Genomic DNA, 16,977 nt, shown 5'->3' on the forward strand with positions numbered 1-16,977 from the left:
CCACGGTGCTGCGACACAGAAGGCGCTCGGGTCCGAGCTGTCCCTCAACGCCCGTCGCGCGAAGGCGCTCGGCGACCTGGCCCGCACCCAGACCGCGCTCGACCTGTTCACCCAGGGGAAGAGCGGGGCCAAGGGCCACGACGGGCTCCCGGCCGCCCGGGAAGTCGTGCTCCACGCCCACTTCGCCGCTGCCTCAGTCGATGGCGGTCAGACGGTGTTCGGGTCGACCGGTCGGCTCGAGGAAGGCCAGCGGCTCGTCCTGCTCGAGCAGCTTCAGTCCTGGTGCGGCGACTCCCGGACCAGGGTCACGATCAAGCCCGTCATCGACCTCAACGTCGTCCGGTTCACGCCGGCGTACGCGATCCCCGACCGGATCCGCGAGCACGTCATCCTCAGAGACCGCACCTGCGTCTTCCCCTGGTGCGGCAGGCCGGCGCGGGGCTGCGACGTCGACCACGTCATCGAGCACGACCACACCGCCGCAGCCGAAGGCCGACCTCAACCCGGCCCCACGAGCACCGCGAACCTGGCCGCCCTGTGCCGGTTCCACCACCGCCTCAAGACCCACACCGCCTGGCACTACCGGATGGTCGACCCCGGCGTCTTCATGTGGACCAGCCCCCACGGCCACCGGTTCCGGCGAGACCAGTCCGGCAGCACCGCACTGGATCCACCAGGCCCACCACGGATCCCGCAGCCCCGCCGACCATGACCCCGCCCCATACCCCGCCGCACTGATCCGGCGGGGCCACAGGTGTGCAGCGCTCCTCGATCGATCCTCGAGGTGCCCGTGCTGAGGTCGCCGGGGCATCGGAGGAGAAACCGGGATCCGGCATGAGTCCGTGGTCAAGGCGCCTCCATGTCGGCGACGGGACGTCGCCGAGCGCCGTACCTCGAGCCATGAGGATCTTCCGTCGCCGATCGACCGTGACCTCGAAAGAGGTGGCCCTGGCGGAAGCGCGGGAGGCCGCCGCGACCGCGCGACGGGACAAGGCCGAGCTCGAGCGACGGGGCCAAGAAGCAGGCCGAGCCCGCCGACACGATGACCCCCCACCAGTGGATCGCCGGCGGGAGCTGACGGAGCCGTCGGACGGGACGGATGCCTCGACGCGTGACGCGCGCCACCTGAGACACCGGTGACACGCGGCCCGCGTTCGATACCTTGTGCCCCGGCCCGCACGCCGCTCTGGTCCCGACCAGGACCCGAGCCCCCACCCAGGAGGCAGCAGTGCGCATCGGCATCCCACGTGAGTCACGACCCGGCGAGACGCTGGTGGCAGCGACGGCGAAGACCGCCGCGCAGCTCGCCGCTCTCGGCTACGACGTCGTGGTCGAGGCAGGGGCCGGCGTCGCCGCGGACCAGCCCGACACGGCGTACGCCGATGCCGGTGTCGCCGTGGGCACGGGTGCCGACGTGTGGGGCAGCGACGTCGTCGTGAAGGTCAACGCCCCCACCGACGACGAGATCGCTCGGCTCCGCACCGGCGCCACGGTCATCGCCCTGCTGGCACCGGCCCGCAGCCCCGAGCTGGTCGAGCGCCTCGCCGCCGCAGGCGTGACGGGCCTCGCGATGGACGCCGTGCCGCGCATCTCGCGCGCGCAGTCGATGGACGTGCTGTCCTCGATGGCCAACGTCGCCGGCTACCGCGCGGTGATCGAGGCCGCCCACGAGTTCGGCCGGCTCTTCACCGGCCAGGTCACCGCCGCGGGCAAGGTGCCGCCGGCGCGGGTCTTCGTCGTCGGCGCCGGTGTCGCCGGACTCGCCGCCATCGGCGCGGCCGGATCGCTGGGCGCGATCGTCCGCGCCTTCGACGTACGCCCCGAGGTCGCCGAGCAGGTCGAGTCGATGGGCGCGCAGTTCGTCACCGTCGACATGGAGCAGGAGGTCTCCTCCGACGGCTACGCCAAGGAGATGACCGCCGAGCAGGAGGCCGCCACCGCTGCGATGTACGACGAGGAGGCGCGCGCCGCCGACATCGTCATCACCACCGCACTGATCCCCGGCCGCCCCGCACCCCAGCTGATCACCGCCGAGACGGTCGCCGCGATGGCGCCCGGCACGGTCGTGGTCGACATGGCCGCCGCCAACGGCGGCAACGTCGCCGCCACCGTCAAGGACGAGCGGGTCGTGACCGCCAACGGCGTCACGGTCCTCGGCTACACCGACCTCGCCGGTCGGCTCGCCGCGCAGACCAGCCAGCTCTACGGCACCAACATCGTCAACCTGCTCAAGCTGCTGACCCCCGAGAAGGACGGCCGGCTCACCCTCGACATGGACGACGTCATCCAGCGCGGCATCACCGTGACGCGCGACGGGGCGACGATGTGGCCGCCGCCGCCCGTGCAGGTCTCCGCCGCGCCGGCGCAGGCCACCGCGGTGCTGCCGGTCGAGCAGGCGCCGCCGAAGGAGGTGGACCCGCGCCGCCGGATGTACGCCGCCGGGCTGGCCGCCGTGGTCTTCCTCGCGCTCGCCACGCTCGCGCCCGCGAGCTTCCTGCCGAGCCTGACGGTCTTCGTGCTCGCCGTGGTCATCGGCTTCTACGTCATCGGCAACGTCCACCACGCCCTGCACACGCCGCTCATGAGCGTCACCAACGCGATCAGCGGGATCATCGTCGTCGGCGCGGTCCTCCAGGCGCCCGTCGACAACCTCGCGGTCCAGATCATCGCCGCAGTGGCCATCCTGCTCGCCAGCATCAACGTCTTCGGTGGCTTCCTCGTCACCCGGCGGATGCTCAACATGTTCCAGAAGGGCTGAGCACGTGGCTTCCTTCGTGACGGGCGCCTACATCCTCTCCGCGCTCCTCTTCATCCTCGCGCTCGCCGGCCTGAGCAAGCACGAGACGGCCCGGCGCGGCAACCAGTTCGGCATGGCCGGCATGGCGCTGGCGCTGGTCTCCACGCTCCTGCTCGTCCTCGACTACCTCAACGACGACCTCATCGCCGACAGGTCCTCGATCTGGGTCGGCCTGGTGATCATCCTGGTCGCGATGACGGTGGGCGCCATGATCGGCATCCGCCTCGCGTCGACCGTCGAGATGACCGGCATGCCCGAGCTGATCGCGATGATGCACAGCTTCGTCGGCCTCGCGGCGGTGCTCGTCGGCTACAACACCTACATCGAGGTGGCGGACCTCTCAGGGGGAGCCGGCGGCTCGGACTCGGTGCACAACGCCGAGGTCTTCCTCGGGGTCTTCATCGGCGCCGTGACCTTCACCGGCTCCATCGTGGCCAACCTCAAGCTCAGCGCGCGGATGAAGTCGTCCCCGCTGACGCTGCCGGGGCGCCACCAGCTCAACCTGGGCATCCTCGTCGTCTCCGCCGTGCTGATGGTGTGGTTCATGCTCGCCGACGGCTGGGTCGGCATGGCCCCGCTGGCGCTGATGACCGTCCTCGCCCTGGTGCTCGGCTTCCACCTCGTCGCCGCGATCGGTGGCGGCGACATGCCGGTCGTCGTGTCGATGCTCAACAGCTACAGCGGCTGGGCGGCGGCCGCGGCCGGCTTCATGCTCGGCAACGACCTGCTCATCATCACCGGAGCGCTCGTCGGCTCCTCCGGTGCGATCCTCAGCTACATCATGTGCCGGGCGATGAACCGCTCCTTCATCAGCGTCATCGCCGGCGGCTTCGGCTCCGACGGCAGCCTGGCCAGTGGGTCAGAGGGAGACCGCGACTACGGCGAGCACCGCGAGATCCAGGCCGGCGACGTCGCCGAGCTGCTCGCCGACGCGGGGTCGGTCGTCATCACCCCCGGCTACGGCATGGCCGTCGCCCAGGCGCAGTACCCCGTGGCCGAGCTGACCCGCAAGCTGCGCGCGAAGGGCGTCGACGTCCGGTTCGGCATCCACCCCGTCGCCGGCCGCCTGCCCGGCCACATGAACGTGCTGCTGGCCGAGGCCAAGGTGCCGTACGACATCGTGCTCGAGATGGACGAGATCAACGACGACCTCCCCGACACCGACGTCGTGCTCGTGATCGGCGCCAACGACACGGTCAACCCCGCCGCCCTGGAGGAGCCGAGCTCACCGATCGCCGGGATGCCGGTCGTCGAGGTCTGGAAGGCCAAGGACGTCATCGTCTTCAAGCGCTCGATGGCCACGGGCTACGCCGGCGTGCAGAACCCGCTGTTCTTCAAGGAGAACACGCAGATGCTGTTCGGTGACGCCAAGGACAAGGTCAACGAGATCGTCGCTGCCCTCGGCTGACCGGGGTCAGCCGAGCTGCACCCCGGCGACCATGCCGATGGCGTAGGTGATGCCCATCGCGAGCAGGCCGCCCGAGACGTTGCGGAGGACGGCGGGCAGCCGGGGGCTGTAGCCGATGCGGGCGCTGACGAACCCGGTCAGCGCGAGGGCCGCCACGACACTCAGCACCGTGACGGGGATCCGCACGCCGGCGGGGACGAAGGCGACGACCAGCAGCGGCAGCAGGGCGCCGACCGTGAAGGCGACCATCGACGCCCAGGCGGCGTGCCAGGGGTTGGTCAGGTTGTCGGGGTCGATGCCGAACTCGATGTCGGCGTGGGCGCGCAGGGCGTCGTTCGCGGTGAGCTCGGCCGCCACCCGCTCGGCGGTCTCCGGCGAGAGGCCCTTGTCGACGTACATCTTGGCCAGCTCGCGCTGCTCGGTCTCCGGCATCTGGTCGAGCTCGCGCGCCTCGAGGACGAGGAGCGACTTCTCGGAGTCCCGCTGGGTGCTGACGGACACGAACTCACCGGTCCCCATGCTCAGCGCACCGGCCGTCAGGGCCGCGATGCCGGCGATCACGATCGCGGTGCTGTCGGAGGTGGCGCCGGCCACGCCCATCACGACGCCGGCCGTCGAGACGATGCCGTCGTTGGCTCCCAGCACCGCCGCGCGCAACCAGTTCAGGCGCGTGCCGACGTGCTCACCCATGGCGTCGTGGAAGTGCTGGGGATCTTCGTCGGTGCCGATCTCGAGGCTCACCCCCTGATCCTCGCCCCGCGTCGTACGCCGTGCAACGAAGGTGAGGCTGTGCTGGGGTGGGGCCTAGAGCCCCAGGTCGCGCCCGATCAGCATCTTCATGATCTCGTTGGATCCGGCCCAGATCTTGGTGACGCGGGCGTCGCGCCAGGCGCGGGCGACCCGGTACTCGTTCATGAAGCCGTAGCCGCCGTGGACCTGGACGCAGTGGTCGAGCACGTCGTTCTGGACCTGGGAGGTCCACCACTTCGCCTTCGCCGCGTCGACCGGGGTCAGCTCCTTCTTGGTGTGCGCGATGACGCACTGGTCGACGAAGGCCTGGGTGACGTCGACCCGGGTGACCAGGTCGGCCAGCAGGAACTGGGTGTTCTGGAAGGACCCGATGGGCTGCCCGAAGGCCTGGCGGTCCTTGGCGTACTGGACCGTCTCCTCGAGGATCTGCTTGGCGTGGGCCAGGTTGGTGATGGCCGAGCCGAGGCGCTCCTGCGGCAGGAACTGCATCATCGAGATGAAGCCGGTGTCGAGGGGGCCGACGAGGTCGGCGCCGGACACGCGGACGTTGTCGAAGGCGAGCTCGGCGGTGTCGGACTCGTCCTGCCCGACCTTGTCGAGCACCCGACCGACGCTGAAGCCGTCCAGCGTGGTGTCGACCGCGAAGAGCGAGATGCCCTTGGCCTTCTTCTCCGGGCTGGTGCGGGCCGCGACGAGCACGAGGTCGGCGGAGCCGCCGTTGGTGATGAAGGTCTTGGAGCCGTTGAGGATCCAGTCGTCACCGTCGCGGACGGCCGTTGTCTTGAGGTTGGCCAGGTCGGAGCCGCCGCCTGGCTCGGTCATGCCGATCGCCGTGAGGATCTCCCCGGACGCGCACCCGGGCAGCCAGCGCGCGCGCTGCTCGTCGTCGGTGAGGTGCACGAGGTAGGGGACGGTGATGTCGGCGTGGATGCCGACGCAGCTCGGCAGGGTCATGTTGACCTTGGCGAGCTCCTCGGTCAGCACCGCGTTGAAGCGGTAGTCGCCGGCCTCGGAGCCGCCGAACTCGTCGGGGATCTCCAGGCCGAGGAAGCCCTGCTTGCCCGCCGCGAGCCAGAAGGCGCGGTCGAGGCCGTGGTGGTCGGCGTACGTCTCCAGGTGCGGGGTGACCTCACGGTCCAGGAACTGCTTGACGGAGGCGCGGAAGGCCTCGTGGTCCTCGTCGTAGATCTCACGCTTCATGGCCGCTATGTTACCCGCGGGTCACCTGGGTACGGCCAATCCTCTCGAAGTGGCTCCCGGAGCCCCCCGGTCGGGCGTACCCTCGCCTCGGCCGGTCGTTGCCGCAGGGGGATCAGTAGTGCAGGACGACATCAGGACGTGGACGCGTCCGCGTGGACAGGCGTGGGGCAATGAGGCCCAGCGCGCGGTCCTGCACGCCATCGCGGAGGACGTCGCGCGGCGATCGGGCTATCGCGTGTCCGCGATCGAGGCCCTGCGCTCCGACGGCTTCCTGGAGTTCGTCGCCATCGCGGGCAACCCCGCCGCCAGCGCCGAGCTGCTGGGACGCGCCTCGCCCCTGATGCTCGACCGGCTGCTTGCGCTCGGCACGTCCGTCGAGGGGTGGATCCACACCCCCGGCGAGAGGCTCGAGGACGACGACCGCGCCTGGATCGCGGAGTACGGGCACATCCCCGACCGGCCCCGGAGCGAGGAGCCCGACGCCTGGCACCCGGACGACCAGCTGGTGCGCCTCCTGAAGAGCGACGCCGGCGAGCTGCGGGCCCTGCTCTACCTCGACGAGCCGCTGTCGGGCCTGCGCCCGACGGCCGCCACGATCGCGGCGATCAACGCCGAGGTCCACGTGATGTACGAAGCGGTGGTCAGCATCGTCGAGCGCGAGCTCTACGGCGAGCAGGTCCGGATGCTCACGCAGGCCCGCACGGCCCTGCACAGCGTCCGCCCCGGAATGGGCGTGAACGACTTTTTCGCACAGATGTCGGACGCCATGCTCGCGGTCATGGCCGTGGACTCCGTGCACGTCCTCCTCGCGGGCCACGAGGCCCCCGACCTCGAGCCCCACGCCGCCACGCTCGAGGACCAGATGCGCCGCGTGTGGCTCAAGCGTGGCCACCTCGTCGTCGAACCGACCCAGACGTGGGGCGTCGTCGCGCAGCACGCGGTCCCCACGCCCGAGGTCCTGAGCCGGCTCATGCACCGTCGCGGCCTCGGGTCGTGGCTGCTCGTGCCGATCGGGATGGGCGACGAATACCTGGGCACCATGGGTCTGGGACGCAAGCCGGGTGGCGGGCGCTGGATCGACTCCGAGATCAACGCCGTGGACGCGGTGGCCAGCGACCTGGCGAGCATGATCCTCGACTCGCGGCTGATGGAGCGCGAACGCACCCTCAACGCCCAGCTCCGCGACCTGGTCGACCACCGCCGCGACATGGTCAACACGCTGGCCCACGAGCTGCGCACCCCCGTCAGCGTCCTGCGGATGCACCTCGAGCTGCTCGCCGAGGACCCGGCCCATGCGCAGGCCGACGAGTCGCGCGCCGCCATCGACCGGTCGGCCCAGCGGATCGAGACCATGATCGAGGACCTGATGGCCCTCGCCACCGTGAGCGACGCGGACAGCGCCCTCCCGCTCGCGCCGGTCGACCTCTCGTCGGTGGCCCGCGAGGCGTGCGACTTCCTCGAGGCGGTCGCGACGAGCTCGGACGTGGCCCTCGAGACCAGCATCGTGGACGACCTGGTCATCACGGGGGAGGAGTCCGGCCTGCAGCGGATGGTCGCCAACCTGGTGTCCAACGCCATCAAGTACACCCCCGCCGACGGCCGGGTGAGCGTCTCCCTGGAGCCGGCGAGGGTCGGGGCGAGGGACGGCATCCGCCTGACGTGCGAGGACACCGGGATCGGCATCGACCCCTCCGACCTCGACCACCTCTTCACCCCCTTCTTCCGCTCCAGCCGGATCGAGACCCGCCAGCGGCCCGGCACCGGCCTGGGGCTGGCCATCACGGAGCGGGTGGTCAAGCGGCACGACGGCACCGTCGAGGTCCGCTCGGAGCTCGGCGTGGGCACCACCTTCACCGTGTGGCTCCCGCTGAGCCCCGGCGCCGACGTACGTTGACCGGGTGTCGCTCTCCGGGTTGCTCGCTGCGCTGCTCCAGGTGGTCCTGACGGTCACCGCGGTGCCCGTGCAGGTCGCGCCCGACGACGTACGCGTCGCGGTGCCCCGGGTGGACGGCACGCAGCCCGCGGCGGCCGTCGGCTTCGGCAGCGTCCCGCCGCCCTGGCTGGGCACCCGCGTGCTGCCCGAGGACCCGGGCACCGGCTACGGCGAGGTGCGCCCGACGCCGCCCGTCATGCGGGAGCGGCGCTGGACCCTGCCCGACGACGTACGCATGCTCCCGGGACGTGGCTATGCCAGCTCGGTCGTCTCGCCGGCCCCGCGCCACGTGGTCCGACGGTCGAGCTGGGAGCCGGGCTGTCCCGTTGCCGCGACCGACCTGGCGTGGGTGCGCCTCACCTTCTGGGGCTTCGACGGTCGGCGCCACACAGGGGAGCTGCTGGTCCACCGCTCGGCGGCCGCCGACATCGTGCAGGTCTTCGGCGTCCTCTACCGCGCGCGCTTCCCGCAGGAGCAGGTCGGGATCGAGCGCGCCTACGACCCCGACGCACCGAGCACCGGGGACGGCAACGGCACCGGTGCCTTCGTCTGCCGTCCCTCCACCGGGGCGACCTACTTCTCCCAGCACGCCTACGGCCTGGCCCTCGACCTCAACTCGTTCCAGAACCCCTATGCCAAGGGACCGGTCGTGCTGCCCGAGCTGGCCTCGGCCTACCTGGACCGCTCCCGCCTGCGCCCCGGGATGGTCACGCCCGACGGACCCGTCGTGCGCGCGTTCGCCCGGATCGGCTGGGAGTGGGGCGGCTCCTGGCGCTACTCGAAGGACTACATGCACTTCAGCCGGAACGGGCTGTAGCCGGCAGTTCGTCCACCGCCCTCGGCCAAGACCTGGGGAAAAACTTCCGGAGGTCGGGTCCCGCGCCTACGATCCCTCCAGGTTGGGAGGACGAGCGCCATGGACCAGGGGCGGTCGGCGGAGCGCCGCACGCGCGACCTGAGCTGGGGCAATGCCCGTGCTCGGGCGTTGATGCACGCCCTGGCGCGCGATGCCGCCACCCGCGCCGGCTTCAGCGTGTGCGCCATCGAGGTGGTACGCCCCAAGGGGCTGCTGGAGTTCGTCGCGATCTACGGCGACACCACCAGTGCCGAGGATCGGCTCGGCACGGCCTCCCGGCTGTCCGACATGCAGCTCGTCTTCGACGCGGGCGAGTCGTTCGGCTACTTCGTCTGGGTCCCCGAGGAGAACTTCACCGACTCGCTGCGTGACCTCCTGCTCGCCGACCTGGTCATCCCCGACCTCCCCGCGCCGCCCGTCGAGGGGGGCTGGCGCGCGATGGACATGCTCGTCGCGCGGATCGCCGACGAGCGCGGCGACCTCCGCGCGCTGCTCTACCTCGATGTCCCGACCGACCTCCAGCGCCCGGACAAGGAGCGCCTGCTGGAGATCTCTGACGAGCTCACCCTGACGCTGCTCTCCGTCGTCACCCTCATCGAGCGGGAGGAGTACGCCGACCACATGCGGGTCATCCGCGCCGTGCGTCGCCTCGCGCGGTCCAACCCGGCCCGCCACGACGTCGGCCACCTCCTGCGGGAGGCGCGTACGACCCTGCTCGGGGCGCTGTCCGTCGACGAGCTGGAGATCCACATCTTCCTCGACCACGGCGACGAGACCCACGACAGCCTGGGCCTGGACATGGCGCCGGAGGTCCGCCAGGCCCTCGACGCCGCTGCCGCCCGGGCATGGGCCGCCCAACGCGTCCTGATCATCGAGCCCGACCACATCTGGGGGGACGCCCGGCTCGACGCCGCCCACTCGGACTGGTTCGGACAGGCGCTGCTCGCCGCGGGCTTCGAGGCCGTCGTGGTGGCGCCGGTGGGCGTGGAGGACGAGGTGCTCGGCATGCTCATGGCCGCGCGCCGGACGGGCTCGCGTCGCTGGACCGACGGTGAGGGGGTCGCGGCGCTCGAGCTCGGGCACGACCTCGGCCGGGCCATCGCCAACGCCCACGCCACCCAGCGCGAGCGACGGCTGCTGGAGGAGCTGCGCGAGCTCGAGGAGGCGCGGCACCGGTTCCTCCGCGAGCTCACCCACGAGATCAACAACCCGATGACGGTGATCGCCGCCAACGCCGAGTTCCTGTCCACCAGCGAGATCGCGGACGAGCGCGACCGCCGCCGCGCCCAGGCGATCCTGCGCGGCACCGAACGGCTCGGCGACCTGCTCGAGGGACTGGCGATGCTGTCGCGGGTCAGCGACCCGCAGCACCCGCCGAGCATGAAGCGCATCGACCTGCTCCCCATCGTGGAGGAGACCCTGGGGTCGATGACGGCCGTCGCTGACAAGGCCGGGGTCACCCTCCACCTCGTCGGCGACACCCGCGAGGCGATCGTCTTCGCCGATCCGCGGGAGATCGCCAGCGCCGTGACCAACCTCGTCGACAACGCCGTGAAGTACTCCGACAGCGGCCACGAGATCTGGGTCGGCCTCGAGCACCGCGACGACGGGACCGTCGTCTTCGGGTGCAAGGACGAGGGGATCGGCATCTCCGAGGCCGACCGGGCCAACCTCTTCCTGCCACTGTTCCGCTCCACCAACGAGGACGCCCTCCGCCGCCCCGGCACCGGCCTGGGCCTGGGCATCGTCCGCGAGATCATGCATCGCCACGGGGGCACCGTGGAGGTCGAGTCACGGTTGGGGCGAGGCACCCACGTCCGGCTGCACTTTCCGCGGCTCCCCCAGCACTAGCGCGGCGGCGCGTCTCCCAGGAGCTCGCCCACCCAGGCCGGCACCAGCTCGGTGGCCGGTCCCTGACGGGACTCGGCGAAGTCGCTGGCTCCCGCGCTCGGCTCGAGGTTGAGCTCGAGGGTCGCGCCGCGCGCCCAGTGCACGAACGCGGCCGCCGGGTAGACGACGCCCGAGGTGCCGATCGAGACGAAGAGGTCGCAGTCCCACAGCGCCTGCTCGACGACGTCCATGCCGTAGGGGACCTCGCCGAACCAGACGATGTCCGGCCGGAGGCTCGCCGCGTCGCAGCCCGGACAGGGCGGCCCGTGGCCGAGCGGGCCGTCCCACTCGTGCCGCGCGCCGCAGCTCGTGCACCACGCCGACCGGAGCCGGCCATGGATGTGGTGGACCCGCGCCGAGCCCGCCCGCTCGTGGAGGTCGTCGACGTTCTGCGTCACGACGAGCAGGTCGTCGCCGAGCGCCTCCTCGAGCCGCGCGAGCGCGTGGTGGGCGGCGTTGGGCCGGACCCTCGCGAGGGCCGCGCGCCGCTCGTCGTAGAACCTCTGCACCAGCGCCGGGTCGTCGGCGTACGCCTCCGGGGTGGCGACCTGCATGGGGTCGTGCCCCTCCCACAGACCGTCCGCGTCGCGGAAGGTGGAGAGCCCGCTCTCGGCCGAGATGCCGGCGCCGGTGAGGACCACGACTCGCATGCCCCAGTCCTACCAGTCGGCTCGACGACCAGCGACCTCAGGCGACGCCCGCCGCCGCGCGGCGCGAGTAGGCCCACCCCGGGCGACGCAGCAGGAACGACCAGCGGTCGTGCCACGTGTCGGCCGCGGCCACGTCGGCGGCGATGTCGGCCCACTCATGGGTCGCGATGCGCGCGGGGTTGTAGGAGTCGATGTTGGACGTGAGGCCGTAGACGACCGGCTCGTCCTCCTCCTCGAACGTGCCGAAGAGGCGGTCCCAGAGGATGAGGATGCTGCCGTGGTTGCGGTCGAGGTAGTCGCGGTTCGAGCCGTGGTGCACGCGGTGGTGCGAGGGGGTGTTGAAGATCTTCTCCACCCAGCCCAGCCGGCTGATCGCCTCGGTGTGGATCCAGAACTGGTAGATCAGGTTCACGCCGCGCGCCTGCTCGATCAGCCCCGGTCGCACCCCGGCCAGCGCGAGCAGGCCGTAGGGGACGACGAGCGTGACGCCCTCGGCGACGGGCTGGCGCAGTGCGGTCGAGAGGTTGTAGCGCTCGCTGGAGTGGTGGACCACGTGCACCGCCCACAGCCAGCGGCTCTCGTGGCTGAGCCGGTGGTTCCAGTAGTAGATGAAGTCCCAGCCCAGGACGGCGGCCACGAGGGCCCACCGGCTGCGGCCGAGGTCGAGCGGTGACCGGGCGAACAGCACCTTGCCGCCCGTCATCGCGGCCCAGGTCGTCGAGGCGACCAGGCCGGTCGCCGCGACGGCGCTGACGGCCAGCGCGCCGTGGGTGCGTCGCAGGAGCGGCGACGCCTCGCCCCGTGGTGTGGGTCGCGCTGCCGGACCCTGCCGGAGCCCGGCGAGCTCCTCCTGCACCTCGCGCACCGCCTCCGGCACGGTCTGGGGGTCCGGCAGCCGTCCGTCGCGCACCCGACGGCGTACGACGTCACCGACCGTGGTGAGCACCGCCGTGGCCGCGCCCAGCGCGAGCAGCGTGCGCCCGTGCCGGCCGACGCCGGGGGTGACGGGGTCGAGCAGCCGTCGGGCGACGTAGGGCGCGGCGAGGCTGCCGACGCCCATGCTGAGGCTCGCGAGCGTGTCGGCCAGCTGGTAGTCCCCGGCCCGGGTGCCGGGCTCGACGGGGTGCGCACGCTGCCAGGCGTACTCCGCGGCCATGGCGCCGACGAACGCCGGGATCGCCGCGACGGTCAGGTCGATCTTCACCGCGTCATCATGCCGGGCTCAGTAGTACCAGGGGTAGGGCGACCAGTCGGGCTCGCGCTTCTCGAGGAACTGGTCGCGACCCTCCTGCGCCTCGTCGGTCATGTAGGCCAGGCGTGTGGTCTCGCCGGCGAAGAGCTGCTGGCCGACCAGCCCGTCGTCGAGGAGGTTGAAGGAGTACTTCAGCATCCGCTGGGCGGTCGGCGACTTGCCGTTGATCTTGCGGCCCCACTCCAGAGCCTCGCGCTCGAGGTCGGCGTGGTCGACGACGCGGTTGACCGCGCCCATGCGGTGCATCGTCTCGGCGTCGTACTCGTCGCCGAGGAAGAAGATCTCGCGCGCGAACTTCTGGCCCACCTGCTTGGCGAGGTAGGCCGAGCCGTAGCCGCCGTCGAAGGAGCCGACGTCGGCGTCGGTCTGCTTGAAGCGCGCGTGCTCGCGGCTGGCGAGGGTGAGGTCGGCGACCACGTGCAGGCTGTGCCCGCCACCGGCGGCCCAGCCGGGGACGACGCAGATGACGACCTTCGGCATGAAGCGGATGACCCGCTGGCACTCGAGGATGTGCAGCCGCGCGAGCCGTGCCTTGTCGATGGGGTTGGGCTGGGCACCTGCGTCGGTGTGACCGTCGGTCTCGTACTGGTAGCCGGCCCGGCCGCGGATCCGCTGGTCGCCGCCGGTGCAGAAGGCCCACTTGCCGCTCTTGGCGCTGGGGCCGTTGCCGGTCAGGATCACGCAGCCGACGTCGGCGGACATGCGGGCGTGCTCGAGGGTGCTCAAGAGCTCGTCGACCGTGTGCGGCCGGAAGGCGTTGAGCACGTCGGGGCGGTCGAAGGCGATGCGGACGGTGCCGTGCTCGCGGGCCCGGTGGTAGGTCAGGTCGGTGAGGTCCTCGAAGCCGGGCACGACGTCCCACGCCTCGGGGTCGAAGATCTCACTGACGCCCTCGATCGCACTCATGGTCGGAGGTTATCCGTGGGCGGATGGAAGATCGCCGCCGCCCGTGGTGTTGTGACGGGTATGGCACTGACTGGAACCTATGTCCCGAGCACCGCCCAGTGGGTCCGCGACCAGGTCGCCGACTACGAGGCCACCGATGGTGAGAAGGCGGCCACGCTGCCCGGCACCGACTACTCGATCGTGGTCGTCACCTCGGTCGGCGCGAAGTCGGGCAACCTCCGCAAGAACCCCGTGATGAAGGTCGAGCGCGACGGCGCCTACCTCGCGGTCGCCTCCAAGGGCGGCGCCCCGGAGAACCCCGAGTGGTACTACAACTTCGTCGCCCACCCCGAGGTGGAGCTGCAGGACGGTGCGGAGAAGCACGTCTACCGCGTGCGCGAGCTCGAGGGCGACGAGCGCCAGGACTGGTGGGACCACGCCGTCGCGACGTGGCCGACCTACGCGTCGTACGCAGAGAAGACCGACCGGCTGATCCCGCTGTTCCTGCTCGAACGGTGACCGGAGGGCCCTCCCGGCCCCACAATGTCGCCGTGACCAGTGAGGCGACCGCCCGTTCCGCCTTCGACGAACCGGTCGACGCACCGCCGGCGCGGTGGATCGGCTCGCTGGTGCTGCTCAACCTCGGCCTGATGGCCGGCTGGTTCGGGCCGATCCAGGTGCTGCTCGCCCAGCAGGCCGACCGCGTCTCGGCCGCCGAGCCTGGTGGCCTGAGCAAGGAGCTGCTGCTCTCGGTCGTGCTCTTCGTCGGGGCGATGATCTCGCTGCTGGCCAACCCGGTCTGGGGCGCGTTCTCGGACCGTACGCGCTCTCGCCTGGGCCGCCGCGTGCCGTGGGTGATCGGCGGCGTCGTCGTCGGCGCGGTGGGCCTGCTCCTGCTGGCGGTCGCCGACAGCGCCGTCACGATGGTGCTGGCCTGGAGCCTGGTCCAGCTCGCGCTCAACGCCGCGTGGGCCGGGGGCACCGCGGCCGTCCCCGACCAGGTGCCCGTCGCGCGGCGAGGCCTGATCGGCGGGATGATCGCGATCGCCGGCACCGTCGGCGTGCTGCTCGGCATCAAGATCGCCGAGCTGACCGGCTCCATCGCCCAGGGCTACGTCGTCATCGCGGTGGTGATGCTCGTGCTGTCGGTGCCCTACCTCCTCGGCTCGCGCGACATCTCGCTGCCGGCCGGCCACGACCTCGCGCCGATGGACTGGAAGTCCCTGCTGCGGTCGTTCTGGGTCTCGCCGTCCGAGCACCCCGACTTCGCCTGGGCCTGGGTGACGCGGTTCCTGGTCAACCTCGGCAACTGGATCGCGCTCAACTACCTCTTCTACTACCTCACCGACGGCCTCGGCTTCACCGACGACGAGGCCGCGGCCCGGCTCGGCGTCCTGGTGCTGATCTACGGCGGCACGACGGTGGCCACCACCGTGGTCGTGGGCCACTGGAGCGACCGCATCGGCCGCCGCAAGGTGTTCGTGATCTGGTCCGGCGCTCTCATCGGCGCGAGCATGCTGGTGCTCGGCCTCTGGCAGGACTGGCCGGGCGCGCTGGTCGCCGCGGTGGTCCTCGGCGCCGGCTTCGGGGTCTACCAGGCGGTCGACTTCGCCCTGATCACCCAGGTGCTCCCCGCCGCCGAAGGACGCGCCAAGGACCTCGGCGTCATCAACATCGCCTCCGCGCTGCCGCAGGTCATCGCCCCGGCGGTCGCGGGCCTGATCCTCGTCGTCGTACGCGCCGCGGGTGGCTCGGTGGCCACCAACGGCGAGTCGTGGTCGGTGGGCTACGGCGTCGTCTACGCCGTCGGCTTCGTGATGTGCGTCCTCGGGTCGGTCTTCGTCACGCGGATCAAGTCCGTCGCCTGAGGCGAGAACGCCGCCGTACGAGCGGTGGTGGAGCCACGTTCTCCGGCCCGCAAGTGTAGGTGGACCACCGCCGGCGGGTGTGTCGTACGACGGCCCGCCGGCGAGCGGTGGTGGAGCCACGTTCTGCAGCCCGCAAGTGTGGGTGGACCACCGCCCGCGGGTGTGTCGTACGACGGCGCGCCGGTGGCGGTGGTGGAGCCACGTTCCGCGGCTGTCGAATGTGGGTGGACCACCGCCCGAGAGACGGGCGGGCGGCGCGGAGGCTCAGTGGCTGCTGATCGTGACCGCGAGCCCGAGCAGGTGCTCGAGCCGGGCGAGCTCGGAGTCGAGGAACTCCGGGCCGCCGCGGCGACCCAGGAGCATCACGTCGTCGCCGAAGGGTGCCGCCAGCTCGACGTACGTCTCGTCGCCGGGCAGGCGCGTCGGGACCGTGATCTCGCCCAGGTCGAACGTCGTGGGCGCGGCGTCGGTCGCGTGCACGACCCTCAGCCCGTCGTCGCCACGCCTGACCCGGGCCGCCCAGTCGACGCGGAAGGCGATCGGGAGCAGGTCGACGAGGCGGTCGCGGGCGGTGCGCGGGTCCTGGGTCAGCGACTCGACGACCTCGAGGTCGAGGAAGAGGTTGCCGCCGGCGGCGTAGCGGCTGATCCACAGCACGCTCACCCCGTCGAGCACCGAGCACGCGGAGATGATGGAGTCGGGCATGGTGCCGGCGGGGATCTCGAGGAGCACGTCGTCGACTGCGAACCCGTCGCGCTTCTCGACGATCTCGATCGCCTCGATGTCGCCCCCGGCCTCACCGATCGCGCTGGCGACGCGACCCAGCGATCCCGGGACATCGGGCAGCTCGACGCGCATCAGGTAGGGCACTCTGTGAGGCTATCCCGCGCGTGTGTCGCGGACGTTTCAGCCATCCGCCAGCCGGGCACGCAGCCCGCTCGCGCGCAGGGCCTTTCGGGCGATGGCGGCGCGCACCGCCGACTCCGACCCGATCACCCGCACCTTGCGCTGGGCGCGGGTCACGGCGGTGTAGAAGAGCTCGCGGGTCAGCAGGCGGGAGTCCTCGTCGGGCAGCAGGACGGTGATCTCGTCGGCCTGGCTGCCCTGGGACTTGTGGATGGTCATCGCGTGCATGGTCTCCACGTCGCCGAGGCGCGACGGCGCGAGCTCGAGGAACCCGACGCCCGTGCCGATCGCGGCGCGCGGCCCGGTCGCGCTCGCGACGACGACGCCGGTGTCGCCGTTGTAGACGCCGAGCGAGTAGTCGTTGGACGACACCAGGATCGGCCGCCCGGCATAGGCGGGGTCGAGCACCGACACCCCCGTCTCGGAGGTGAACCACTGCTCGATGCGCCGGTTCCAGTGGCGTACGCCGAAGGGGCCGTCACGGTGCGCGCACAGCAGCCGGTGGCGGTCGAGCGCCGCCAGCGCGCGCGGGGCGTCGCCTGCAGCAGCGGCGTCGTGCACGGCGAGCGCGTGCGGGAGCAC

15 protein-coding genes are annotated in these 16,977 nt (G+C 71.4%); 8 read left to right on the forward strand and 7 right to left on the reverse strand.

Translation table 11 applies throughout. The features are described 5' to 3' along the window. The 3 genes from JWN97_RS07740 to pntB all read left to right on the forward strand — a co-directional run. Window positions 1-712 (forward strand): HNH endonuclease signature motif containing protein (locus JWN97_RS07740; protein WP_297620937.1); only part of this gene is annotated, 712 nt, incomplete at its 5' end. Window positions 713-1,228: 516 nt separating this feature from the next. Then, window positions 1,229-2,758 carry a Re/Si-specific NAD(P)(+) transhydrogenase subunit alpha gene (locus tag JWN97_RS07745; protein WP_297620940.1) on the forward strand — a complete coding sequence of 510 codons (1,530 nt, stop codon included), beginning with the start codon at window positions 1,229-1,231 and terminating at the stop codon, window positions 2,756-2,758. Window positions 2,759-2,762: 4 nt separating this feature from the next. Next, window positions 2,763-4,205, forward strand: a complete 1,443-nt coding sequence (pntB, locus tag JWN97_RS07750) for a Re/Si-specific NAD(P)(+) transhydrogenase subunit beta (RefSeq protein WP_297620943.1) — start codon at window positions 2,763-2,765, stop codon at window positions 4,203-4,205. A gap of 6 nt (window positions 4,206-4,211) precedes the next feature. Here pntB and JWN97_RS07755 read toward each other — a convergent pair whose 3' ends face one another. Together JWN97_RS07755 and JWN97_RS07760 are read right to left on the reverse strand one after the other, a co-directional pair. Next, window positions 4,212-4,946: a VIT family protein gene (locus JWN97_RS07755; protein ID WP_297620946.1), complete on the reverse strand. Its 735-nt coding sequence runs from the start codon at window positions 4,944-4,946 to the stop codon at window positions 4,212-4,214. A gap of 63 nt (window positions 4,947-5,009) precedes the next feature. After that, the gene (locus JWN97_RS07760; RefSeq protein ID WP_297620950.1) at window positions 5,010-6,155 is read right to left on the reverse strand and encodes an acyl-CoA dehydrogenase family protein; all 1,146 of its coding nucleotides are present in this window, start codon (window positions 6,153-6,155) and stop codon (window positions 5,010-5,012) included. 118 nt (window positions 6,156-6,273) lie between these two features. Between JWN97_RS07760 and JWN97_RS07765 the strand changes: the two genes are divergently transcribed. The 3 genes from JWN97_RS07765 to JWN97_RS07775 all read left to right on the forward strand — a co-directional run bounded on the left by JWN97_RS07765 (window position 6,274) and on the right by JWN97_RS07775 (window position 10,795). Next, complete coding sequence (locus tag JWN97_RS07765) at window positions 6,274-8,049, forward strand: ATP-binding protein (RefSeq protein WP_297620953.1); 1,776 nt, start codon at window positions 6,274-6,276, stop codon at window positions 8,047-8,049. Window positions 8,050-8,053: 4 nt separating this feature from the next. After that, entirely contained in the window at window positions 8,054-8,905 is an 852-nt protein-coding gene (locus JWN97_RS07770; RefSeq protein WP_297620956.1) for a M15 family metallopeptidase, read from the forward strand. Between the two features lie 99 nt (window positions 8,906-9,004). After that, window positions 9,005-10,795, forward strand: a complete 1,791-nt coding sequence (locus tag JWN97_RS07775) for a GAF domain-containing sensor histidine kinase (RefSeq protein ID WP_297620959.1) — start codon at window positions 9,005-9,007, stop codon at window positions 10,793-10,795. Here the strand turns inward: JWN97_RS07775 and JWN97_RS07780 are convergent. The 3 genes from JWN97_RS07780 to JWN97_RS07790 are packed head-to-tail and all read right to left on the reverse strand — an operon-like array spanning window position 10,792 to window position 13,642. Then, a complete protein-coding gene (locus tag JWN97_RS07780; RefSeq protein ID WP_297620962.1) occupies window positions 10,792-11,484 on the reverse strand; it encodes an NAD-dependent deacylase in 693 nt (230 codons plus the stop codon). The two genes, JWN97_RS07775 and JWN97_RS07780, sit on opposite strands and share 4 nt — an antisense overlap. A gap of 37 nt (window positions 11,485-11,521) precedes the next feature. Next, window positions 11,522-12,688: a sterol desaturase family protein gene (locus tag JWN97_RS07785; RefSeq protein WP_297620965.1), complete on the reverse strand. Its 1,167-nt coding sequence runs from the start codon at window positions 12,686-12,688 to the stop codon at window positions 11,522-11,524. An 18-nt stretch (window positions 12,689-12,706) separates the two neighbouring features. Continuing rightward, window positions 12,707-13,642, reverse strand: a complete 936-nt coding sequence (locus JWN97_RS07790; protein WP_297620968.1) for a 1,4-dihydroxy-2-naphthoyl-CoA synthase — start codon at window positions 13,640-13,642, stop codon at window positions 12,707-12,709. A gap of 60 nt (window positions 13,643-13,702) precedes the next feature. Here JWN97_RS07790 and JWN97_RS07795 point away from each other — a divergent pair, with 60 nt between their 5' ends. Both JWN97_RS07795 and JWN97_RS07800 read left to right on the forward strand, forming a co-directional pair. Next, the gene (locus JWN97_RS07795; protein WP_297620971.1) at window positions 13,703-14,140 is read left to right on the forward strand and encodes a nitroreductase family deazaflavin-dependent oxidoreductase; all 438 of its coding nucleotides are present in this window, start codon (window positions 13,703-13,705) and stop codon (window positions 14,138-14,140) included. A 32-nt stretch (window positions 14,141-14,172) separates the two neighbouring features. Next, window positions 14,173-15,489: an MFS transporter gene (locus JWN97_RS07800; protein WP_297620974.1), complete on the forward strand. Its 1,317-nt coding sequence runs from the start codon at window positions 14,173-14,175 to the stop codon at window positions 15,487-15,489. A gap of 264 nt (window positions 15,490-15,753) precedes the next feature. Here the strand turns inward: JWN97_RS07800 and JWN97_RS07805 are convergent, their stop codons facing one another. Together JWN97_RS07805 and JWN97_RS07810 are read right to left on the reverse strand one after the other, a co-directional pair. After that, window positions 15,754-16,359 (reverse strand): ACT domain-containing protein, encoded by a 606-nt coding sequence (locus JWN97_RS07805; protein WP_297620977.1) that lies wholly within the window; start codon window positions 16,357-16,359, stop codon window positions 15,754-15,756. A gap of 36 nt (window positions 16,360-16,395) precedes the next feature. Beyond that, on the reverse strand, window positions 16,396-16,977 hold a 582-nt coding region (locus tag JWN97_RS07810; protein ID WP_297620980.1), incomplete at its 5' end, for an ATP-binding domain-containing protein.

The organism is Nocardioides sp. (assembly GCF_025965415.1).
Taxonomy (GTDB): Bacteria; Actinomycetota; Actinomycetes; order Propionibacteriales; family Nocardioidaceae; genus Nocardioides.